This is a genomic window from Desulfitobacterium elongatum (assembly GCF_055378975.1).
Map to the genome: position 1 here is coordinate 4,541,623 of NZ_AP038772.1, position 22,214 is coordinate 4,563,836.

A 22,214-nucleotide genomic window follows, 5' to 3' on the forward strand; every position below is an offset into this window, starting at 1 on the left:
GATTAGGCTTGAGCCTCTTTAAGCTTACGCACTTCTTCCAAGGCATAACCCATTTTGCGGATCGGCCCTTGAAGTACATTCGCCATGCCTGTAAGCGGAGCTTGCATTCCACGCAGGACTTGAGCAAGAAGAACTTCGCGAGAAGGTAGTTCGGCAAGAGCTTTAACTCCAGCCATATCTATAACTTTCCCCTCGACTACGCCAGCTTTAATTGCAAAGTTCTTTGAAGTCTTTGCAAAGTCAGCCAACACCTTAGCCGGAGCGACCGGGTCAGCACTGAAGGCAACCGCTGTAGGTCCTTCAAGATAGGTATCTAAACCTTCGATACCGACTTCATGTGCCGCACGGCGAACTGCAGTGTTCTTCAGAACGCGGTATTCCACGCCTGCCTGACGTAATTGTGCGCGAAGTTGGGTTACCTGGGAAACCGTCAGACCGCGATAATCAGCCAGAACGACCCCTGAGGAGCTTTGGAGCTTTTCCTTAATCTCAGCAACCACTTGTGCTTTTTCTTCGATATTTGGCATTTAAGTCCACCTCCTTCCGATAGATAAACCCACTTTTATTTCATTAAAAAAACCTCCGCTTTTGCAGAGGTTAAGAATGCCCAATATTATTCGGCGTATTCTCCAACCTCGGCAGGATATTAAGCTTCTCAGCTCCTGCTGTCTACAGCGGATGTTATTCAATTCCAGTAGAGTATATCTTATCTATGAAAACCTGTCAAGAAACATTCCAATCCAAACTATGGAATAGTTTAAGCTTTGACCGGATTGATCCGTACACCAGGTCCCATCGTAGAGGAGACGGTTACACTACGGATATATTGCCCTTTAGCAGCAGCTGGCTTTGCTTTTACCAGTGTCTCTGATAGAACACGATAGTTCTCGAAGAGCTGCTCTTCGCTGAAGGAAACTTTGCCGATCGGGGCATGAATGATACCGGCTTTATCTGCACGATATTCAATCTTACCAGCTTTGATCTCTTTAACTGCTCTAGCAACATCAAAGGTGACAGTTCCGGTCTTCGGATTCGGCATAAGGCCCTTAGGACCGAGCACACGTCCGAGTTTACCAACCATACCCATCATATCAGGAGTTGCTACAACAACATCAAAACCAAACCAGCCTTGCTCGATCTTTGCGATCATATCTTCAGCACCGACAAAATCTGCACCTGTAGCCTCTGCTTCTTTGGCTTTTTCACCTTTAGCAAAAACTAAGACGCTACGAGTTTTACCGGTTCCGTTAGGAAGCACCAAGGCTCCACGGATTTGCTGATCGGCATGACGAGTATCAATACCGAGCTTGAATGCCACTTCAACGGTTTCGTCAAACTTTGCTTTAGCGACCTTTTTAACGACAGCTAAAGCTTCAGCAGGCTCATAAAGGGCAGTGCGGTCGAATGCTTTTACCGCTTCTTGATAGTTCTTACCAACTTTGGCCATTCTTAAAACCTCCTAGTGGTTATTCGGGCTTATGCCCTCCCACATACTCATTAACCTTCGACGATGACGATACCCATACTGCGCGCAGTACCTTCGACCATACTCATTGCCGCTTCAACACTTGCCGCGTTGAGATCTTTCATCTTCAGTTCAGCAATTTCACGAACTGCAGTCTTATTGACCTGGGCCACCTTCTTACGATTAGGCTCAGAGGAACCAGACTTAATGTTCGCTGCCTTTTTCAAGAGAATCGATGCCGGCGGGGTTTTGGTAATAAAGGTAAACGTGCGATCTTCGTAAACAGTAATCTCAACCGGAATGATAAGTCCGACTTGATCCTTTGTGCGCTCATTGTACTCTTTGCAGAAGGCCATAATATTGACCCCATGCTGACCGAGGGCAGGACCAACCGGAGGTGCCGGTGTTGCTTTACCCGCGTTAATCGCCAATTTAACCAAACCAACGACTTTCTTTGCCATGTTAACACCTCCTTAATAGGGTAATTCTATCTGCTTAGTCGACTTTTTCGACTTGGGCAAAATCCAGTTCGACTGGAGTTTCCCGTCCAAACATAGATACAGAAACTCTAAGTTTGCCTTTATCCTCTAGGATTTCCCGAACGACTCCGATGAAATCCTTGAACGGGCCAGATGTAACGCGAACATTTTGATTCACGGTAAAATCAATGCGAGTACGGACTTCCTCTACGCCCATTTGTTTCAGGATATTCACAACCTCATGGTCAAGAAGCGGAATCGGCTTTGCGCCTGTTCCGACAAATCCAGTAACTCCCGGAGTATTGCGTACAACATACCAAGAGTCATCAGTCATATCCATTTCCACTAAGACATACCCTGGAAACACTTTGCGCTTTGCAATTTTCTTCTTCCCATTTTTGATTTCAATCTCATCTTCCATAGGAACAAGAACGCGGAAAATCTTATCCTCCATATTCATGGACTCTACGCGTTTTTCGAGATTCGTCTTCACCTTATTCTCGTAGCCGGAATAGGTGTGGATGACATACCAATTTTTCGTCATATTTCGAACAGGAACCTCCAATACAAGGCCCCAAACCTCCTTGCCACTATTAAAGGACAACCTGTTTGAGTACCTATCCGAGAATCTTAGATAACACAATGCTCAACCCGCTGTCGACAATCCATAGCAATACAGAAACAATTGCTACAGCAACAAAAACAACCCCTGTATAAGTCAACAGTTGTTTACGGTCTGGCCAGTGTACCTTCTTAAGTTCGCTCCAAACACCTCTGAAATACTCCGAGGATTTTTCTCTTTGTCCAGGAGTATTTGTTGGCTTCTTTATAGCGCCCATCCAATCACATCCTTACAAGACTCTGAGCCACCCATACTCGACAACGCTTCCCGGCGTACCGCCGATTTGCGAGCAAGAATAAAACAAACTTGACTTACGCCAAGCATTCCAGGACAATTACTTGGTTTCTTTGTGAGCTGTGTGGGTCTTGCAAAACTTACAATATTTCTTGACTTCCAAACGATCCGGGTTATTTTTCTTATTTTTTATAGAAGCATAATTCCGGTTTTTGCATTCAGAACAAGCTAAAGTAATGCCAACACGCATTCGCGAACACCTCCCTGGGCAATAACGTATAAATCCGGATTAAATCCATGCTCACAATACATTATCACATGTGACTTATCCTGTCAAGAATTAGTAGACAATCAGAAAATTTAAAACTCCGCGGTTGTTACCACGGAGTAATACTCTCTTGGTTGCGGGAGCCGGATTTGAACCGACGACCTTCGGGTTATGAGCCCGACGAGCTACCGCTGCTCCATCCCGCGACGAATATAATGGTGGGCAGGGATGAACGCTTATCCATTTGTTCCTACCACTTATATAGTATATACCATCTAGCGCAAAAATACACCCCTATTGCTATGATTTATTATATTTATTTTTACGTCTTAATTTTTTAACGCAAAAAACCGGCTAAGTTAGGCCGGTACAATGCAAGTAAGATTTTACTTAAAGGATTCCATATGTAGAGTAACTGGGTTATCCATCTCTTCGTTCGAGATAGCGCTCAAGCTTTCTCTTTACCCTCTGCAAGGCATTATCAATTGATTTTACATGTCTTCTCAAATCAACTGCAATTTCTTGATAGGATTTGCCTTCAAGATAGGCCATAAGGACTTTCCATTCAAGGGAACTTAAGATTTCCCCCATTTTTTCTTCGATGTCATCGAATTCTTCCTGACTAATGATGATTTCTTCCGGATCCGTAATTCGGGTTCCAGAGATCACATCAAGTAAGGTGCGATCCGAGTCTTCATCATAGATAGGCTTATTCAACGACACATACGAGTTCAAAGGAATATGCTTTTGCCGTGTCGCAGTCTTAATCGCCGTTATGATCTGCCGAGTAATACACAACTCAGCAAAGGCCCGGAATGAGGAGAGCTTGTCGCCGCGGAAATCTCGAATCGCTTTGTAGAGACCGATCATACCCTCTTGGATAATATCTTCACGATCTGCTCCGATCAGAAAATAGGATCGTGCTTTTGCTCTTACAAAGTTCTTGTACTTATTGATCAAGTATTCGAGTGCTACGGCATCACCGTCTTTGGCCTGCTCTACGATTTCTTCATCCACTATGACCTCAATCGTGTCGCACCCATCCGACACTTCTAGTTGGGCGTTAAGAGTCAAAGCGATCCCTCCCGTATCATGGTGATGAAGATGTTGCAATGGAATACCGCTCTTGTCCGCAAGAACATACTAATTATACCTGAGAGTTTTGAAAAGCGTCAAGGCGAAGTTTCGGAGGTTCTGTCGGCTCTTGTTGCTTCGTTCGTCTCTGACGGACTACTTCATATAAAAGAATCGACCCTGCAACACTTGCATTTAAGGAATTTACCTGTCCCTTCATTGGGAGGCTCACAATCTCATCACAGGTTTCTTTGATCAGTCGGCTTAGGCCTTTACCCTCGCTTCCGACAACAATAACCCTTGAGCCAGTGAGATCCGAACGATAAACCTCTGTTCCTCCGGCTTCTGCTCCGGACACCCAGCAGCCTGCTTTTTTCAACGTTTCAAGAGTCTGAACTAAATTTCCGACACGGGCAACTAGGACATGTTCCACTGCACCAGCAGACGTCTTGGCTACGGTCGAGGTTAAGGAAACACTTCGCCGTTTAGGAATAATCACTCCATGAACCCCGGCTGCGTCCGCTGTACGAATCAGTGCTCCTAAATTATGAGGATCTTCGACTTCGTCGAGGACTAGGATAAAGGGATCTTCCCCTTTCTCCTTTGCTAAAGCCAATATATCCTCCACTTCTGCATACTCTCGTGGAGAGACATAAGCGAGCACCCCTTGATGATTTGCCTTTTCTGCCAATCGGTCCAAAGCCGCTTTGTCCACAAATTGAAAAGGGATCTGCTGCGCTCGAGCACGGCTGACCATGTCCTGGAATCTCCCACCCGTCCCTTCGGATTGAAAAAGGACTTTATTGATGGGCTTTCCGGATTGAAGTAGTTCCCATACTGGGTTTCTGCCATAAACGATTTCATCATTCATTCGAGAGTCATCCCTTCTTACTGATCGTCTTAATCCTTCCACAGCTCATTGCCCCTTCATGGCACACTCCCTGAGTCACACACGTTGGTCCCGCATCCCCAAAGATATTCGGAGCTACCCCGCGAACGAGTTCCAGCATTCTTTCAGCAAGCACACGAATCTCCCACTGAGCTCTCGTGCAGGTTCGATGCTCAAAGAAGTTCAGCAAGGAGCGGACGTTGAAAGTCGCCATCAAAGAGGTCGTGCAGGCATTCGGAAGAATATAGCGTGCATCCTCTGCAGGTACCATCCCCAGTAGGGCTTGATACTCCTCTTGCAAACTGTCCATAACCTTTTCGAATCTCTCTAACGCTTCTGGATTTCTTCGAATGCTCGGTGGTGTAACAAACTCAAAGCCTTCTTCTTTCACATAACGTTGGGAACGTTGTGAGTAGCTTGCTATCCGATGACGAACTAATTGATGAGATAAGGCACGGGAAACCCCATCAATCGAAAATTGAAAGCTTACATGCTCAAAAGGAGAAAGATGCCCCATGGAGCGGAGCTTACGAACAAAGTTTGCCACCTTCTCCTCGTCTAACTGCTCCAATAATTCAGGCACTGGATCTGACGAGTAGCATAAACGCGCCGCTGCTGCAACAACCTTCTCTGGATCCGGAGTGTATTGAATCAATTCAACGTTCACAATTCTGCCCCCTATACCCCTCTATAAATAACATTCATAATTTTATATTTAATGCCTAATTTAATTCTTCTGCGTCCACAATCTTTTCAAACCTTTTCTTCTACCCAAGGTTTGTTCTAATTATCTAATGGTTTTCTCTAACTTTACAATTCTCCCTGAAATCCAGAACTCTCCTGAATTTCATGGCCTACTCTGCTCTTTTCAGAATCCCTAAGTAGCTCGTCTAACTGCTCAAAAGCCCACAGCATTCGTTCAGTCTTCCCCGTCATCTGCCAGTACCCAACTAAGCTCTCAAAGGCTGTGGCATGTCGGTAGGTCACGACATCTGTACTTTTGGGATGTCCTCCTTTAGCATTTCTCCCTCTGTGTACAACCTGACTTTCCGTTTCATCAAGGTGAGGGAGAATCTGATGGAGCAATGACGCTTGAGTAGAAGCTCGGACATATTCTGTAGCTAAACGATGTAAATCCTTAACTTTTTCGTAGCCTAGAGTGAGAAGATGCGTCCTTACCCAAAGCTCATAAACCGCATCACCTAAATAGGCCAGGGTCAGGGCATTCATTTCCTGCCAGGATCTTGGCATAAGGTTCGGGCAGAATGCCCTCCCTCCTTTCATCCTTTAAAGGTCCAACGTGCTCCTTGAGGGGTGTCCTCAAGGATGATCCCAAGCTCTTTAAGCTTATCCCGAATCAGGTCGGACATTTCCCAATCCTTTTTCTGACGTGCTTTAGCACGGACTTCCAGGAGTACCTCCATGACTTGATCTAGCTTTTCATTCCCTGCTCCAGCATTGCTAGCAGGATTTGCTAAATCAAAACCCAATACATCTGCAAGTTCCACAAGAGTAGCCCGAGCCTTTATCAGTCCAGCTGATGTGTAGGGATAAGCCTGGAGATGGGCATTGATTGCCTTTCCTAACTCAAACAAGCTTGCATAAGCGAGAGCGGAATTAAAATCATCATCCATGGCCGCCTCGAAACTCTTTCTCGCTTCCTCTGCAGACTTACTAAATTTATCATCTGCTTCTGCTTCCAAAGGCTCCTGACCTTTTCGCCCTAGAGCCTCGTCGGCTAAGCGAATACTCGTCTGCAAGCGTTCAAGCCCTTTTTGAGCCATCGCTAAGTTCTCATCATCAAAATCAAGTGGGCTTCGGTAATGCGTCCCTAAGAGGTAAAAACGGATAACTTCTCCTGAAAAATGCTCAAGAATCTCACGAACAGTAAAGAAGTTCCCCAGGGATTTCGACATTTTTTGTTGGTTCACCGTAAGGAAAGCATTATGCATCCAATACCGGGCAAAGGTTTCTCCCTTAAGATACCCTTCCGATTGTGCTATTTCATTCTCATGGTGTGGGAACACAAGGTCCCCTCCGCCTCCATGAATATCAAAGTCTGAACCCAAATATTTTAAAGACATGGCTGTGCACTCAATATGCCAACCCGGACGTCCTAATCCCCAAGGACTTTCCCAGGAGGGTTCACCCGGTTTTGCCTTTTTCCAAAGGGCAAAATCCATAGGATTCTTTTTTCGTTCATCCACTTCGACACGGGCTCCCGCCTGCATATCTTCTAATGTCCGTCCCGATAACTTTCCGTAAGCAGGGAAACTACCTACGGAAAAATAGACATCCCCATCGACTTCATAGGCTAACCCTGAGTCTATCAACCCTTTGACGATCTCGATCATCTCAGGAATATGCTCTGTAGCCTTCGGATGAATGGTCGCTGGCATAAGATTGAGTGCCTTAGCATCCTGGAAGTACTCTCGGATATACTTCTGAGATAAAACGAGCGGATCCATACCTTCTTCTTTACCCCGCTGAATAATCTTATCATCAATATCCGTAAAGTTCTGGATAAACGTAACATCATACCCCTTAAACAAGAGATAACGCCGTATCATATCAAAGACTACGAGCATTCGTCCATTTCCAACATGGAAAAAGTTATAAACCGTAGGTCCACAGGTGTACATCGCGACTTTTCCCTCTTCACGAGGCTTAAACTCTTCTTTTTGACGCGTCATTGTGTTGAATAATCTCAAAGACATCGAATCGACTCTCCTTTTCCCCTAATTTCCGCTCTAAGTGGTTGACTCGTTCCATCAAGCAACGGAGCATTTCCTGGATTGGATCAGGTAATTCTTCTTCTCGTAAATCCTGATCCGATGCTTGGAATTGGCCCAGATCCATTTTTTTGATCGGAACTCCATGATGAACAACGATTTGGCCTGGGATTCCTACGACAGTCGAATCATTCGGGACAGGTTTCGTCACGACAGACCCGGCGCCTATCTTTACATTATCTCCAACTTTGATCGAGCCTAAAATCTTCGCACCCGATCCGATGAAAACATTATTCCCAATCGTGGGATGTCTCTTTCCTTTTTCCTTCCCAGTGCCCCCTAAAGTTACGCCTTGATAAATGGTCACGTTATCCCCGACCTCAGCTGTTTCTCCAATGACAACTCCCATCCCATGGTCAATAAAAAGACCCTGTCCAATGGTCGCTCCAGGATGAATCTCTATCCCAGTAAAAAGACGCGAGATCTGAGAAATCAAACGCGGGAGAAGAACCAAATTCTTCTTATACAAATAATGAGCCATCCGATGGGAAATGAGGGCGTGAAGTCCGGGATAGCATAGAATAACCTCGACAATCGTCTTAGCCGCTGGATCTCGGTCGAAAATCACGCGGATATCCTGTCTCAACTGGTGAAACATTACAAATCACCTTCTTAAAAAAATAAGGAAACCCCTCGTCCAGAGACGAAGGATTTCCGCGGTTCCACTCTGATTGAGCAAGTTAGCCCCTGCTCCACTTCTAGCTTTAACGCAGCCTTACGGAAGAAAGGCTCATGCCATCTCTTCTCCGTTCCAGGATGCACTTCGAAAGACCCTCTGGGATGGCTTCCACCGTAATCCACCCTCTCTAAGAACAAAGGTCGTCTTCCTACTTTTTCCCTTCATCACGTCTATCCAATATACCATGTAATATACTATGCATCTACTTGGTGTAAGTATAGTGAATCCGTAGGATTGTGTCAATAATATACAGGATTGTAGCGAGAAGGTTACCAGAAGTCCTTTATGCAGACCTGTTATAACTAGACTAGAGAAGCTTCTTCGTGTGCTCCAATCGACTGAGTACGTTCTCAAGTCCTAGGAGTGGGATAATATCGTAGAGCTCCGGCCCATGCATCTGCCCGGTCAGAGCGATCCGAATAGGCATATAGACTTGCTTACCTCCGAGCTTAAGCTCTTTTGTAATCTGCTTCAGCAGAGGTTTTGTATTCTCTATAGTGATTTCTTCCAATTCTTTTAATTTTGAAGCGAGAAGTTCTAAGACTTCGGGGACCTGTTCCCCTTTTAGAATTTCCAAGGCCTCTCCTTCAGGTGCAGGTGCTTCTGATCCATGGAAGTAATGGACGAAATCCTTGACCTGAGCCATGTAAGAAAGGTGATTGATGATCGCTTGAACATACTTACTCACCCAGGTTCTCTCTTGTTCCGAGATTTCCCCTTGTGGCATAATTCCAACCTCTTGAAGGTAGGGCAAAGCCATGTCTGTTAAACGCTCAGGTGATGCCTTCTTAATGTATTGGGCATTCATAAAGTTTAATTTATTCAAATCAAAAACGGCCGGGCTTTTTGAGACTCGATCCAAAGAGAAAGCTTGTGTCATTTCCTCGAGTGTGAAGAATTCTTCCTCTCCTGCTGGTGACCAACCCATAAGTGCGATGAAATTCACGACAGCCTCAGGCAAATACCCCTTTGCTTGATAATCGATAACTGCTGTATCTCCATCTCGTTTACTCATTTTCCGTCCTTCTGTATTGAGAATTAAGGAAATATGGGCAAACTCAGGAGTTGGTAACCCCAACGCCTCATAAATCAGAAGCTGACGAGGAGTATTGGAAAGGTGTTCCTCTCCTCGAATGACATGTGTTACATTCATGGTCGTGTCATCTATGACGACGGCAAAATTATAGGTAGGGATTCCATCCGATTTTACTATGACGTAATCTCCGATCCCATCACTTTCAAAGATCACCTCACCGCGTACGCGGTCATGAATCACAATCTGCTCTCCTTCAGGAACTCGGAAGCGCACTACAGGTTTACGTCCTTCTGCTTCATACTGTTTACGTTCCTCTGGAGTAAGATTTCGACACTTCCCACGATAACGCGGAGTTTCCCCTTGAGCAATAAGTTCCTGACGTTCTTGCTCAAGCTCTTCTTCAGAGCAATAACAATGATAGGCTTTTCCACTAGCTAGAAGCTTATCTGTATATTCTTGATAAAGTTTAAGCCGTTCTGTTTGGCGATAGGGACCATTCTCTCCACCGACTTCAATCCCTTCATCCCACTGGATATTAAGCCAGCGCAGGGCCTCGAGAATATTATGTTCTGACTCGCGGCTCGAGCGTTCCAGGTCTGTATCCTCACTACGAACAATAAATACCCCATTTTCTTTTCGAGCCAGTAAATAATTAAAAAGTGCTGAACGCGCTCCACCAATATGTAAGGGTCCCGTTGGACTCGGTGCAAAACGAACTTTAAGCATGTATATCCTCCCTCTAACATAATCAATCTTATTCTGATAATATCAATAATGAAAAAATCAAATCTTAAATTTTAATGACGCTGACAATTGCTTGAGCACTCATTCCTTCTTCACGACCTTCGAAGCCCAAACGTTCTGTCGTTGTCGCCTTAACGGAGACATTCTCCTGGTCAGTTTGGAGGGTTTTCGCAAGCTCTTCTCGCATCTTTGGAATATAAGAAGCCAGCTTTGGTCGCTGTGCTACGAGAATACAATCGAGATTCCCAATTCGGTAGCCTCGCTCTTCGAGCAGTCCCATGACGTACTCCAGCAGTTTTATGCTTGAAATGCCTCGGTACTTCTCATCAGTGTCTGGGAAGTGCTTGCCTAGATCACCTAAGGCCAAAGCTCCGAGCAGGGCATCCATAATCGCATGAGTTAGGACATCCGCGTCAGAGTGGCCTAAGAGGCCTCGTTCGTGGGGGATTTCGATTCCGCCTAAGATTAATGGACGTCCTTCGACTAGGGCATGGACGTCGTAGCCGATTCCGACTCTATGCATGAAGGCATGTCTCCTTAAAAGCATGTACTCGAGCAGTTCAACTGCTCGTGTCGTTTACTGCAGCAAAAGGTGCTTGTACTCTAAGGTCATTTAGAGTGCGCAATTATCGGGTCGTGTAGCTTTTCGCGCAGCGTACCTTCGGGCGTGAATCTCCACCGGAGACTCACGTACTCAATAGCTCCAGGGCTTCCTCACTCGCTTCCGGGGGAGCACCTTCGGCGGATGGGTATCATTTGCGGAATGCCGCCTCGGGCAAAAATGTCCACTGGACACTTTCGTTGCCAAACCCTTCTGCTTACTGCATGTGAACCAGTGGCGCCGCTACCCCCCGAAAGCCTCGTTCGATTTAACGCCCTTCCGCTAGAAGTCGTTCACTTCTGCCCGAAAAGCTACGCTTCCAGGTCTTTCAGGTCCTTTTCTGGGTAGGCTTTCATGCCGCCATACAGCACCATCAGACCCAGAAAGCTAAACCCAAGCCTTCCTGCAAAGTGAGTTACGATTACAGAACGCGAGGTTTCTTCGCGAGCAGCTAGCAAACTTGGGCTAAACTGCTCCCCAGATAGCGGGGCGGGCCACACGACGTGGTCCGCCGCCTATTGAGCCAGGGATGGCGATTTAGGCGGGTACCCCGCAGCTTGCAAGAAGCAGTTTAGCCCTTAGTTTGCTTTGCGAGCGTATTTCCGAGCGTCTGTAACGTAACTCGACTTGCATAGGCTTCCCGTTATCGCTCGACCTAACTTAACTCGACTTGCACGAAACGCCCGTTAAGCTTTCTTAAGTGCGCGCTTAGCAAGTATACCTTCTGCGAAGGTTAAATCTTCCGGTGTAGTAATTTTAATATTTTCTGGTGATCCGTCAAGTACTTGAACGGGATACCCGAGCCACTCAACAAGCCCTGCATCATCGGTAGCCAAATACCCTGCACTGGCTGCCTTTTGATGAGCCTCCTCTAAGAGTGCACGATCGAAGACCTGTGGGGTCTGAACCGCTCTCAGGGTTTCACGTGGGGGAGTCTCGAGTACCTTACCGAGTGAGTCTACTCTTTTGATTGTGTCCTTGACGGGTATGGCCATAATGGCTGCACTAGACTCTTCCGCTTCTGTAAAAAAACGGTGAAGTGCCTCTAATGTCAAAAGGGGGCGAGCCCCATCATGTACCGCCACCCGTTGGATGACAGGACTAAGAGCTTTAACCCCCGCAAAAACTGACTCTTGGCGTTCTTTTCCCCCTAAGGTGATAGAGGATACCTTTTTAAAGCCCTGTTCACGGACTAAACCATGAATCTTTTCCAAATCCCCTTGTGAGCCTACGATAACAATCTCGGCGACATACTCTGACGCTTCAAACAAGGCGAGAGTATGCGCTAAAATCGGCCGTCCAGATAAAGGAACGAACTGTTTGTTAATAGAGGCCCCCATCCGTTTTCCATGTCCAGCAGCAGGAATCACAACGCCCAATTCAACCAAGGGCATTCACCTCATTCGTCGATGGAAGGCCAATCTGCTTTTTTTCAACGAGCACTTTCGGCTTCGCAAAAATCATCCGTCCTGCAGCCGTTTGCAAGACGCTTGTCACCATAACCGTGATATGCTGTCCCATATACCGTCTGCCGTTATCCACGACAATCATCGTTCCGTCATCGAGATAGGCTACGCCTTGACCGGATTCCTTACCTTCTTTCATAACTTGAACAAGCATCTCTTCTCCTGGTAGAACGACTGGCTTTACTGCATTAGCTAATTCATTGATATTCAAGACCTTAACCCCTTGCAGCTCCGCCACTTTATTCAAGTTGTAATCATTCGTGAGAATCGGTGCACCAAGAACCTGCCCTAACCGCACAAGCTTGCTATCAACTTCTGCGATATCCTCGAAATCCTGCTCAGAGATTTCCACCTTAATGATCATTTCTTTCGAGATTTGGTTCAAGATATCCAGTCCTCTACGGCCACGATTGCGCTTCAAGAGATCTGAGGAATCAGCAATATGTTGGAGTTCTTCAAGCACAAATCCTGGGACAAGGAGCGCCCCTTCAACAAATCCCGTTTGAACAATATCCGCAATACGTCCATCGATAATTACGCTCGTATCAAGGATTTTATAGTTCTGGAAGGAGGGTTCAGAAGCATGTCCCCGACCAGACTTATCTTTGTTCTTTTCGGATTTATCCCCTCGGAGCTTGGGTAAGAATGTGAAAAATCCCAAAACTTCTTCTTTACGTTTTACTCCAACCAGAAGCCCCAAGTACCCTAAGAAGAGGCTTAACAAAATAGATAATATCGAACCTAGAAACGGAATACCCGCTAATGCGTTGCTTAATAAACTAGCAATTATAAGTCCGATAATAATTCCGAATGCTCCACCTATCAAATCATGTGTAGGGATTTTCGTCATACGGGTGTCTAGCCAACGCATCAAAGCAAGAAACCCTCGAATACTCGCTGGAGCAATCACGAAACCTAGGGTAGCGAAAACAACAACCATCGCTACGTAAGTCCAAACAGGGGAATACTGCCATCCTAGAGATTGCAAGACATTCAACTCTAATAAGATATAGTCCAAATAGAAGCCTATAGCACCGAATAAAATTGTGATGATACCGCGTATTATATTGCGAATCATCGCCTCACCTCCTTTATTCCTTATTTTGGCTAAAATCTTTTTGTGTTATACTTGCTATACGGTCAATTACAAATAATTTTCACATCAATTAGGCAAGCAGCCCTTTTAGACGATTTCTCATTTCCTCCTCCTGGGCATCTTCCGCCAGAACCAGTTCACTCACAAGAATTTGACAGGCGTTATCATACATTTTCTTCTCTCCGGTGGATAGCCCTTTTTCTCGCTCCCTCTGTGAAAGACTTCGAACAACTTCTGCGACAGAGAAAATACTACCGCTCTTTATCCGGTCCATATTCGCTCTGTATCTTCTGTTCCACGCCAGAACAGGGAGTTTGCTTTCATTTTCAAGGATCTTCATAACTTCTGGTACTTCAGAACGAGAGATGACTTGTCGTATTCCTAAATGATCGACATTATCTAGCGGTATAAAGACTTTCATGTTACCCACGGGAATATGCATGACATAGTATTGACGGACTTCCCCTAAAACTTCTCGTTCCTCAATAGCCTCAATTACACCTGCACCATGCATAGGATAAACCACCTTATCCCCGATTCCAAACATTGAGTCACCCCCCTGTGTGTATATTATAACAAGGTTTTCCTAGGGGGTCAAAAATTTTTAAATTATATCACAGACATGCTTTTGTGTCAATTTCTTGTTTTCCTTGTCAAGAATGTAGAAAATTGACAACTCTACTACCCTCTCGCTATAATAAAAGTGTCAGAAAGGAGTGAGGAAACAGCTTATGGAAGATCTCACTGTTCGCTACCAAAACATCGTTAAATCTCTCTTAATCCGTCATCAAAGTGTATTAGATATTCTAAGCAAAGGACAGGAGGCATCTGCCCGGGTTAATCGCGCTGTTGTCAAATCCGTGACTAATTGTGGCTGTTTGGCTATTGATGCCCACAAGAAAGCTTTGTCTGAGGATACAAGTCTAAGCGATCTGAAAGCGCTGTTAGATAGCCAACTTGAAGGCAATCTCTGTGACAATTGCAAAGATATCATCGAAACTGAGATTGGCAAGCAGCTCTTTTACATAGCCGCCTTGGCAAATACCTTAGATCTTTCCCTTAAAGAAGTGATTGAAAAGGAAGAAAAGAAGCTCTCAACACTGACTATTTTTAACCTGACCTAACGTTTTGTCTTTTTACCCTATCAATCGTTCTCAAATTTAGCTACTCATCCTATAAATGGACTTTCGAGCCGTACATTTTAAGTATGGCTTTTTTATTTGCCAGTTCCTCCTATGATAGATTGTTTAATTCTACCATAGAAGGCTATTCTTTCAAAATATATCCTGGATGACTTCATGCAAGCTATCTAATTCTACGATCTGGACATTCTTATAACTTCGCTTATCCTTGATAACGTTTTTAGCGACGTAAACTTTTTTGAAGCCCATCCTGTCAATTTCTTTAATCCTTATGTCAAGCGAAGGGACTTTCTTTAGCTCCCCCGTAAGTCCGACATCGGCTATAAAAACTGTTCCATTGGGAATCGCTTTATCTTTAACGGACGAGACTATGCTCATTATTATCGCTAAATTCACGGATTGCTCTTTGAGTTGGAGCCCTCCCGTGGTTTTTATCACTATATTTTTATCGTATAAATCAACCTTACCTCTTTGCTCCAGAATAGATATTAAGGTATTGAGCTGGTCCCTTTTTAGACATTCTCCTATTCTAGAAGGGTAGGGGGTAAAGGATTTTGAAACTAAACTTTCTACTTCCACGACAATGGGCCTAGAGCCCTCTTTTATGACCGTTATTGCACTGCCCGGAAAGTCTTGTCCCAAGGTTCTCTGTGTCATAAAAAATTCCGAAGGATTATCAATAGACCTCATCCCAGATTCAGTCATCGCAAAGAAGCCCATCTCCCCTGTACTCCCAAATCTATTTTTTGAACACCATGCCCCCCTTAATTCCTCTCCATTTTCTTCTTCGATAATGAGGACAGTATCCACGAGATGTTCCAAGGCCCTCAACCCAGCGATCTCTTCATTCTTATTCATCTGGCCAATCAACAAAATTGTCCTTGGCCTTGTGCTATCCTTAGCGATTCTAAGAAGCTCATTCGCACATTCCATCGTTTGAGTTGGCGAGCCTGCTCTCGAGGGGAGTTGCTCCTCCAAAGTAAAGGTTTGAATACTATCAACAATCACTAAATCCGCATCCACTTCTCGAATTGCCGACAATACGTTGTCCATACTTGTATCGGATAAGACCCATATATCGTGATGCAGGTTTCCTAGAATTCTTGCCGCCCTGCTCTTGATCTGACTTTCACTTTCTTCTCCTGAGGCATAAAGCACTTTAAGGCCCTTTTCGGCAACATCTTCAGCGACCTGTAACAATAAGGTTGATTTACCTGCACCTGGTTTTGCAGAAATAATGGTGATTGAATCTCTAACAATTCCACCACCCATTACTCGGTTAAACTCTCCGATGTCAGTTACAATTCTATCGCTCTTACTAGTTTCGACTTCACTCAATCTTTGCAGAGGCTTTTTATTTGCTTTAGAACTACGAGCGTTTAATCCTATTTTCTTGGCTTCTACAATAGTTTCTTCAAACGTATTCCATTCACTACAATTAGGACATTGCCCTGCCCATTTAGAGACTTCAAACCCACAGGTCTTACATTTATACACTACTTTACTCTTTATTCGTGAACGCCTCTCCTTCACTCTAATTCTTTAGAAGATAACCTTTAAGTTTGCTTCCTCAAAGGGGAATTCCTGCTTTAAGTATACTAGAAAAACGCTTTGCAACAAAACGTGAAAATATTCACTCATTATTTTAAAATGTCATTCGCGTATTTCTATTTACCATATTAGAATTCTTGTAGGAAAGGGAACGGTCTTGACCGTTCCCAATAAATCCAAAGAACTGTCTGACCTCGCTTTCCAGGCATGGTCAGACAGTTCTATCAAAACTTGATTGTGGATTTAGGGCTTAAACGTGAATCTAGGGCTTGAGTAAGAGTTTATCGGTTAAAATTCGACTTAAAGCTTGGAGAATTTCATCTTATCCTCTTCCACTTCCACCTTAATCTGATCTCCTGCTTTGAACTCCCCAAGGAGGATCTTCTCAGACAGACTATCTTCGATCAGACGCTGGATTGCGCGACGAAGCGGGCGGGCGCCAAAGGTCGGGTCATTTCCTTCTTTGGCGATAAGTTCTAGCGCGCTTTTTTCAACCTGAAGAGTAAACCCTTGATCCTTAAGACGCTTGTTCACTTGATTCATCAGGATTTCAGCAATTTGCGTTAGGGCTTCTGATTGGAGGGAATGGAAGACCACGAGTTCATCCACACGATTCAAAAACTCAGGGCGGAAGGTCTTCTTCAAATCTTCCATCACATTGGCCCGCATATTTTTGTATTCCGTTTCTTCATTACGACGAGCTGCAAAGCCAAGGGCTTCCTTGTGTAAGAAAGAGGCTCCAACATTGGAAGTCATAATGATCACCGCATTCCGGAAATCAACGGTCCGTCCCTTTGTATCCGTTAGTCGTCCATCTTCTAGGACTTGCAGGAGGATATTGAAGACCTCCGGATGAGCTTTTTCAATCTCATCGAGTAAAATGACACTATAGGGTTTACGGCGGACAGCTTCTGTCAGTTGACCCCCTTCATCATGCCCGATATATCCAGGAGGAGCTCCGACCAGTCTAGAAACAGCATGCTTCTCCATGTACTCAGACATATCAATCCGAACAAGAGCGTCTTCTTCGCCAAACAAGGCCTCAGCCAAGGCTCTCGCTAGCTCTGTTTTACCTACCCCTGTCGGTCCAAGGAAGATGAAGGAACCGATAGGCCGCTTAGGATCCTTAAGCCCCGCTCTGGCTCGACGGACTGCACGAGAGACTGCTTTCACGGCATCCTCTTGTCCGATGACACGTTGATGAAGAATCTCCTCCAGATGGAGTAGACGTTCGCTTTCTTCCTCGGCGAGCTTTTTCACTGGAATTCCCGTCCAACTTGCGACGATTTGAGCGATATCCTCGGCAGTAACCATCGTCTTATCGACATCGCGTTTGCTCTCCCAATCATTACGCTGCTGGGCAAGTTCTTCCCGTAATTTATGCTCTTCATCCCGTATTTGAGCTGCCTTTTCAAAGTCCTGACTTAAAACGGCGGCTTCCTTTTCTTTCTTCAAGGCATCAATCTTTTCTTCTAAAGACTTTAAATCTGGGGGAGCAGTAAACGACGTCAAGCGGACACGTGAGGCTGCTTCATCCATAAGGTCGATCGCTTTATCAGGAAGGAATCGGTCCGAAATGTAACGATCAGAGAGTCGAACCGCGGCCTCAATCGCCTCATCTGAGATCTTCGTCCGATGGTGTGCCTCATAACGATCGCGTAACCCGTAAAGGATCTTAATCGCCTGTTCGAGAGTAGGTTCACCCACTGTAATCGGTTGGAAGCGCCTTTCTAGGGCAGGATCCTTCTCGATATACTTACGGTATTCATCAAGAGTCGTTGCCCCTATGCATTGGAGTTCACCCCGGGCAAGCGCTGGCTTTAAGATATTGGCTGCATCGATTGCCCCTTCTGCTGCTCCAGCCCCAATTAAGGTGTGCAACTCATCGATGAAAACTATGATATTCCCATCGACACGAATTTCTTCCATGACCTTTTTCAAGCGTTCTTCAAATTCCCCGCGATACTTACTTCCTGCAACCACAGACGAGAGATCTAGAGTGACGACACGCTTACCTGCCAAGATTTCCGGGACCTTATTGTCGATGATCTGTTGGGCCAGGCCTTCGGCAATCGCCGTTTTCCCTACCCCTGGTTCCCCGATCAAAACTGGATTATTCTTTGTGCGACGACTCAATATCTGAATGACCCGCTCGATCTCTGACTCACGACCTACTACGGGGTCAAGCTTCCCTTCAGCAGCTTGTTGCGTAAGATCTCGTCCAAACTCGTTAAGTGCTGGAGTGTTAGAGGGACCTCCATTCTTCGAGGTTGCATTCGCCGAAGGATTCGCTGGCATCGGAACGTCTTCCGGTTCTCCTCCCAAAAGACGAATGACTTGCTTCCAGATCTTCTCTGGGTTTACCGACATGTTCATAAGAATGCGTGCAGCAACTCCTTCTCCTTCCATCAAGAGTCCGAGTAAGAGATGCTCTGTTCCGATATAGGTGACCCCTTGGCGACGAGCTTCTTCATTGGCAAGCTCCAATATACGTTTTACACGCGGAGTTAAGCCGACTTCTCCTTCATAAGGTTCCCCCGTACCAATGAGATTTTCGATTTGTTCACGGACTTTGTCCGGCTGAACTCCAACACCCAAAAGCGCTTTAGCTGCAATCCCATCCCCTTCCCCCACTAAACCAAGAAGCAGATGTTCAGTCCCTAGTACATTGGACCCCATGCTTCTAGCTTCTTCTTTAGCGAGCTGAAGGACCTTCACCGCTTTTTCTGTAAATCTTCCATTCATCATGATTTCACCTTCCCTACTTTGTATCATGTTATTTTTTCTTTAGACAGGTCTTGTCTCTATTACTCCTGCTCATTGTGGAGATATTATGAGCTTATACTTATAGCTTGCCTTACGTACTTCGCCCGTTGCTCATCTCGCTGTCCTGAATCGAGTTCTTGATCGAGAACATACTGGAGAGACGCTGGTGAGGTCTCGACAAGCAGTGTGCTAAAGCTTTGTTGGTGCTGTGGAAGTATCCCTAGGTCGACTCCCAAACGATCTAGGGAGAGACACTGCAAGGCATCTTCAGAGGTTAAGAGCCGAGCATTTTCCAAGGTACCTCTTGCCCTCCAGACCTTATCCTCTAGAGCGAGTCGTGCATCCCGCAATAAGCCTTCACGGGCCTGCACTTCCTGCTCGACAATCTGCTTAGTTACAGCTTCGAGATGGGTGATGGTATCTTCCTCGCTCTTTCCCAAGGTAATCTGATTTGACACTTGAAAAAGATGTCCGAAAGCTTGAGAGCCCTCGCCATACAGTCCTCTTACAGCTAAGCCAAGATGGGTCAAGGCTCCGAGAAGATTTTGGACTCGATGGGTCATAACCAAGGCAGGCATATGAACCATGACGGATGCCCGCATTCCGGTTCCCACATTGGTTGGGCAAGCCGTTAGATAACCCTGGGCTTCCCGAAAAGCAAAATCAAGCTGCTTCTCAAGCTCATCATCACAATCATTCGCAAGTTGAAACGCTTTCCTAAGTTGATCACCCGGGAGGAGGGCCTGAATTCTCAGGTGATCCTCTTCGTTCACCATGACGGAAATTTGATGGTTCTGGCTTAAGGCGACTCCACGAGCCCCCCGAGAGCTTGCAAGCGCCGGGCTGATTAAATGCTTTTCAATCAGAACGTACTGTTCAATCGACGTCAGATCCGTCAGAGAGTAATACTCGAGTTTTTCCCCTGCGACATCAACGGTTCGCAGGGTTTCAGAGACTTTCTTCTCGAGCTCCGTTGAGGCCTCTAAGGATAGGATCTGGGGAAATGGGGTGTTCTCCAAATTACGTGCTAGACGGATTCGGCTACTTAAGACGACGGGAGCCTGAGGATTTTCCTGCATCCAGTTACTTTGCCGAAGTAACAGTTCTTTTCGCTTCATCTTCTCACCCCTCCAGATTCTGTTCGAGTTGACGAATCTGATCTCGAACGGTTGCCGCCGCCTCGAACTCTTCCTTCTGAACGAGCTGCTGAAGCTTTTCTTTGAGTCTCTGAATCTCTACTTTCTCCCGGATTGCGGTTCCTTGGCGCATTGGAATTTTCCCGACATGCCGTCCGCCTCCATGAATCTTCCGCAGAAGTGGTTCAAGCTGAGACTCGAATTTTTGATAGCAAGCGCTACAACCTAGCTTACCAGCCTGTGTAATCTCAGAAAGCGTGCTCCCGCACTGGGGACAGGATTCTTCTTTTGGACTTTGTGGCGTCGATGTAAAGTCAAAGAGTGCTTGCAAAAATTCTGGTATGATTCCAGGATGAAAGACTAAGTTCACTTCTTGAGCCTTTTGAGCGCATTGGTCACAAAGGTAAAGCTTCGTCATATCTCCATTTACTGTTTTCGTAATCTGCACATTGGCTTCTCTCTGCTGGCAATTTTGACAAAGCATGTGATCCCCTCCTTTAACCCTCTATTGTAAATCCTCACGGCTTAATGTCGTTAAAATCCTTTTCATGATATGCGCCCGTAGCACCTCAACATTCAGACTTTCCTGACCTAAACTATCTCGATGTAAAACGATTCGAATAATAGCTGCTTCACGCGGAGTAATTACTTCTTCTTCGAGTAGTCGTTGAAGTAGTCCAAAGGCTCGATTCTGGGTCAATTGGGTTCCAATCAGTTGCCGCATGACATTCTGGAACTGCCCTTCTTGGTTTAAGCCGAGCCGAACAATTCGCAGGTAGCCTCCACCACCCCGGCGGCTTTCGACTAAGTATCCCCGCTCGACCGAGAACCGCGTCTCCAGAACATAATTGATTTGCGAAGGTGCACATGAGAATTCCTCAGCCAGAACACCCCGTTGCAGGATAATAAACCCCTCATCAGCCTGTTCCAATATCCGCTTCAAGTAAACCTCGATGCGGTCTGCAAGATTTCCCATCACACGACACTCCCTTTATGACATTCTTTGACTTTATGACCTTCTTTGACCTTCCTCTTTATTGTAACCAATATTTCCGAATTTGCAAATATATAAGGGCGAAAAATTTGAGGGAAATTAATGTCGAAGTTCTTATCGAGCTTGAAAATATTTAGAAATATAACTATTCTTAAAAGGAATCCCCTATTCTTAGGAGAAGTATACTTGTTGCTAACAAAAATAGAAAAATAGAGGCATAAAGCAAAAAACTTCGTTTCCACCTATCCGGCAAAAACGAAGTAAACCCATATTCCCAAGGTGAGGAAACTCACCCCTGATAATGCCCAATACACTATATTTCCCTCTAAAAAGGGTTTTATAGGACCCTCCTCTTGAGATAGTGACGAGTTGGCTAACTCAGCCCCTGAGTCTTTTGGCCTGTGATCTAGCATGGAATCTTCTGTAGAGGGTTCGTCAGCTCTTATTCTTTCCTGTGGCCTTTTTTCATATTTTGGTTCGATTGGTTTTCCTAATGGGACTTCAACTCGAGGTTCAATAGGTTTTCTCAGTGGGACCTCAACTCGAGGTTCGATATCGTCCCAATGAATCGAGCCCTTTAATAAATAATCAATCTCTTCTACACTTAAACGAACTTGTTTTTCTTTCATCGTGGGTCTTCTCTCCTGTTAAAGGTTTACACTTTTTGGTATTCGCGAAAAAACAAAAAAACCCTGCCTCTATGAGCAGGGCTAAAGACCTATTTTTAGTACTATCTTCTTAATCCCTAGCTACTTGACGAGAAGCACCGGACAAGTTGCCTTCTGGAGGACACGCTGACTGACACTCCCAAGGACTGATCCCGTAATCGGACCATACCCGTGGCTTCCTATGACAACGAGGTCAATATTGTCCTTCTTAATCTGTTCGAGAATTTTACTGACTGGGTGACCTATTTCAAGAACTGTGGTAATTTTTACTCCTTCGGTCGAAACCCCCATTAAGGCAGCCTCAAGGGCCATCTCTCCATTACGGGTTAGATCCTCCTGGGTTACGGAAATTCCGTAAGATATGGTATATCCCCAATAGGCCTGAGGCGTAAACGTCACATGCATAAGGATAATTTCAGCTTGAAAATGATGAGCTAACTCTATTGCTTTAATAAGCGCCCGTTTCGAGTACTCTGAGGCATCTGTGGGCACAAGAATTTTTTTGTACATTT

General features: G+C 45.3%; 26 protein-coding genes, 1 tRNA gene and 2 other annotated features. Of the genes, 1 reads left to right on the top strand and 26 read right to left on the bottom strand.

The window, feature by feature from the left end; all coding sequences use genetic code 11:
- Window positions 1–2 precede the first annotated feature (2 nt).
- From rplJ to ACZ42W_RS21480, 19 genes are all read right to left on the bottom strand, one after another.
- A complete protein-coding gene (rplJ, locus tag ACZ42W_RS21390) occupies window positions 3–527 on the bottom strand; it encodes a 50S ribosomal protein L10 (protein ID WP_464167281.1) in 525 nt (174 codons plus the stop codon).
- 36 nt (window positions 528–563) lie between these two features.
- Window positions 564–693 (bottom strand) — a sequence feature (ribosomal protein L10 leader region).
- Window positions 694–757: 64 nt separating this feature from the next.
- Window positions 758–1,447 (bottom strand): 50S ribosomal protein L1, encoded by a 690-nt coding sequence (rplA, locus tag ACZ42W_RS21395; RefSeq protein ID WP_464167282.1) that lies wholly within the window; start codon window positions 1,445–1,447, stop codon window positions 758–760.
- 50 nt (window positions 1,448–1,497) lie between these two features.
- Window positions 1,498–1,926: a 50S ribosomal protein L11 gene (gene rplK / locus ACZ42W_RS21400; RefSeq protein WP_464167283.1), complete on the bottom strand. Its 429-nt coding sequence runs from the start codon at window positions 1,924–1,926 to the stop codon at window positions 1,498–1,500.
- 34 nt (window positions 1,927–1,960) lie between these two features.
- Window positions 1,961–2,488 carry a transcription termination/antitermination protein NusG gene (gene nusG / locus ACZ42W_RS21405; protein WP_464167284.1) on the bottom strand — a complete coding sequence of 176 codons (528 nt, stop codon included), beginning with the start codon at window positions 2,486–2,488 and terminating at the stop codon, window positions 1,961–1,963.
- A 73-nt stretch (window positions 2,489–2,561) separates the two neighbouring features.
- Entirely contained in the window at window positions 2,562–2,783 is a 222-nt protein-coding gene (gene secE, locus ACZ42W_RS21410) for a preprotein translocase subunit SecE (RefSeq protein WP_464167285.1), read from the bottom strand.
- Window positions 2,784–2,900: 117 nt separating this feature from the next.
- Entirely contained in the window at window positions 2,901–3,050 is a 150-nt protein-coding gene (gene rpmG / locus ACZ42W_RS21415; RefSeq protein WP_464167286.1) for a 50S ribosomal protein L33, read from the bottom strand.
- 149 nt (window positions 3,051–3,199) lie between these two features.
- Window positions 3,200–3,274, bottom strand: a tRNA-Met gene (locus ACZ42W_RS21420).
- A gap of 214 nt (window positions 3,275–3,488) precedes the next feature.
- Window positions 3,489–4,142, bottom strand: coding sequence for an RNA polymerase sporulation sigma factor SigH (gene sigH / locus ACZ42W_RS21425; protein ID WP_464167287.1), 654 nt, complete (start codon window positions 4,140–4,142; stop codon window positions 3,489–3,491).
- Between the two features lie 73 nt (window positions 4,143–4,215).
- Window positions 4,216–5,013 (bottom strand): 23S rRNA (guanosine(2251)-2'-O)-methyltransferase RlmB, encoded by a 798-nt coding sequence (rlmB, locus tag ACZ42W_RS21430; protein ID WP_464167288.1) that lies wholly within the window; start codon window positions 5,011–5,013, stop codon window positions 4,216–4,218.
- Window positions 5,014–5,020: 7 nt separating this feature from the next.
- Window positions 5,021–5,698: an FAD-dependent thymidylate synthase gene (thyX, locus tag ACZ42W_RS21435; RefSeq protein WP_464167289.1), complete on the bottom strand. Its 678-nt coding sequence runs from the start codon at window positions 5,696–5,698 to the stop codon at window positions 5,021–5,023.
- A 143-nt stretch (window positions 5,699–5,841) separates the two neighbouring features.
- Entirely contained in the window at window positions 5,842–6,282 is a 441-nt protein-coding gene (locus tag ACZ42W_RS21440; RefSeq protein ID WP_464171127.1) for a Mini-ribonuclease 3, read from the bottom strand.
- Between the two features lie 29 nt (window positions 6,283–6,311).
- On the bottom strand, window positions 6,312–7,748 hold the full coding sequence (cysS, locus tag ACZ42W_RS21445; protein WP_464167290.1) for a cysteine--tRNA ligase: 1,437 nt from the start codon (window positions 7,746–7,748) through the stop codon (window positions 6,312–6,314).
- A complete protein-coding gene (gene cysE / locus ACZ42W_RS21450) occupies window positions 7,699–8,421 on the bottom strand; it encodes a serine O-acetyltransferase (RefSeq protein WP_464167291.1) in 723 nt (240 codons plus the stop codon). Before cysE ends, cysS begins: the two co-directional genes overlap by 50 nt.
- Before the next feature lie 38 nt (window positions 8,422–8,459).
- Window positions 8,460–8,676: a binding site (T-box leader), on the bottom strand.
- Window positions 8,677–8,809: 133 nt separating this feature from the next.
- On the bottom strand, window positions 8,810–10,264 hold the full coding sequence (gene gltX / locus ACZ42W_RS21455) for a glutamate--tRNA ligase (RefSeq protein ID WP_464167292.1): 1,455 nt from the start codon (window positions 10,262–10,264) through the stop codon (window positions 8,810–8,812).
- 64 nt (window positions 10,265–10,328) lie between these two features.
- A complete protein-coding gene (gene ispF, locus ACZ42W_RS21460; protein WP_464167293.1) occupies window positions 10,329–10,805 on the bottom strand; it encodes a 2-C-methyl-D-erythritol 2,4-cyclodiphosphate synthase in 477 nt (158 codons plus the stop codon).
- 389 nt (window positions 10,806–11,194) lie between these two features.
- A complete protein-coding gene (locus ACZ42W_RS21465; protein WP_464167294.1) occupies window positions 11,195–11,383 on the bottom strand; it encodes a hypothetical protein in 189 nt (62 codons plus the stop codon).
- A 186-nt stretch (window positions 11,384–11,569) separates the two neighbouring features.
- Window positions 11,570–12,271, bottom strand: a complete 702-nt coding sequence (ispD, locus tag ACZ42W_RS21470; protein WP_464167295.1) for a 2-C-methyl-D-erythritol 4-phosphate cytidylyltransferase — start codon at window positions 12,269–12,271, stop codon at window positions 11,570–11,572.
- Window positions 12,264–13,427, bottom strand: a complete 1,164-nt coding sequence (locus tag ACZ42W_RS21475; RefSeq protein ID WP_464167296.1) for a PIN/TRAM domain-containing protein — start codon at window positions 13,425–13,427, stop codon at window positions 12,264–12,266. The genes ispD and ACZ42W_RS21475 overlap by 8 nt, the downstream gene beginning before the upstream one ends.
- Before the next feature lie 88 nt (window positions 13,428–13,515).
- Complete coding sequence (locus tag ACZ42W_RS21480) at window positions 13,516–13,992, bottom strand: CarD family transcriptional regulator (protein ID WP_464167297.1); 477 nt, start codon at window positions 13,990–13,992, stop codon at window positions 13,516–13,518.
- Window positions 13,993–14,176: 184 nt separating this feature from the next.
- Between ACZ42W_RS21480 and ACZ42W_RS21485 the strand changes: the two genes are divergently transcribed.
- Window positions 14,177–14,569 (top strand): DUF1573 domain-containing protein, encoded by a 393-nt coding sequence (locus tag ACZ42W_RS21485; protein WP_464167298.1) that lies wholly within the window; start codon window positions 14,177–14,179, stop codon window positions 14,567–14,569.
- 150 nt (window positions 14,570–14,719) lie between these two features.
- Here the strand turns inward: ACZ42W_RS21485 and radA are convergent, their stop codons facing one another.
- The 7 genes from radA to ACZ42W_RS21520 all read right to left on the bottom strand — a co-directional run bounded on the left by radA (window position 14,720) and on the right by ACZ42W_RS21520 (window position 22,212).
- The gene (gene radA, locus ACZ42W_RS21490) at window positions 14,720–16,099 is read right to left on the bottom strand and encodes a DNA repair protein RadA (RefSeq protein WP_464171129.1); all 1,380 of its coding nucleotides are present in this window, start codon (window positions 16,097–16,099) and stop codon (window positions 14,720–14,722) included.
- A 339-nt stretch (window positions 16,100–16,438) separates the two neighbouring features.
- Window positions 16,439–18,883: an ATP-dependent Clp protease ATP-binding subunit gene (locus ACZ42W_RS21495; RefSeq protein WP_464171130.1), complete on the bottom strand. Its 2,445-nt coding sequence runs from the start codon at window positions 18,881–18,883 to the stop codon at window positions 16,439–16,441.
- A gap of 86 nt (window positions 18,884–18,969) precedes the next feature.
- A complete protein-coding gene (locus ACZ42W_RS21500) occupies window positions 18,970–20,022 on the bottom strand; it encodes a protein arginine kinase (protein WP_464167299.1) in 1,053 nt (350 codons plus the stop codon).
- Window positions 20,023–20,026: 4 nt separating this feature from the next.
- A complete protein-coding gene (locus ACZ42W_RS21505) occupies window positions 20,027–20,524 on the bottom strand; it encodes a UvrB/UvrC motif-containing protein (RefSeq protein ID WP_464167300.1) in 498 nt (165 codons plus the stop codon).
- Between the two features lie 21 nt (window positions 20,525–20,545).
- Window positions 20,546–21,016 carry a CtsR family transcriptional regulator gene (locus ACZ42W_RS21510; RefSeq protein WP_464167301.1) on the bottom strand — a complete coding sequence of 157 codons (471 nt, stop codon included), beginning with the start codon at window positions 21,014–21,016 and terminating at the stop codon, window positions 20,546–20,548.
- A 260-nt stretch (window positions 21,017–21,276) separates the two neighbouring features.
- Window positions 21,277–21,663 (bottom strand): hypothetical protein, encoded by a 387-nt coding sequence (locus ACZ42W_RS21515; RefSeq protein WP_464167302.1) that lies wholly within the window; start codon window positions 21,661–21,663, stop codon window positions 21,277–21,279.
- Window positions 21,664–21,783: 120 nt separating this feature from the next.
- Window positions 21,784–22,212 (bottom strand): universal stress protein, encoded by a 429-nt coding sequence (locus ACZ42W_RS21520; protein ID WP_464167303.1) that lies wholly within the window; start codon window positions 22,210–22,212, stop codon window positions 21,784–21,786.
- Window positions 22,213–22,214: the final 2 nt, after the last annotated feature.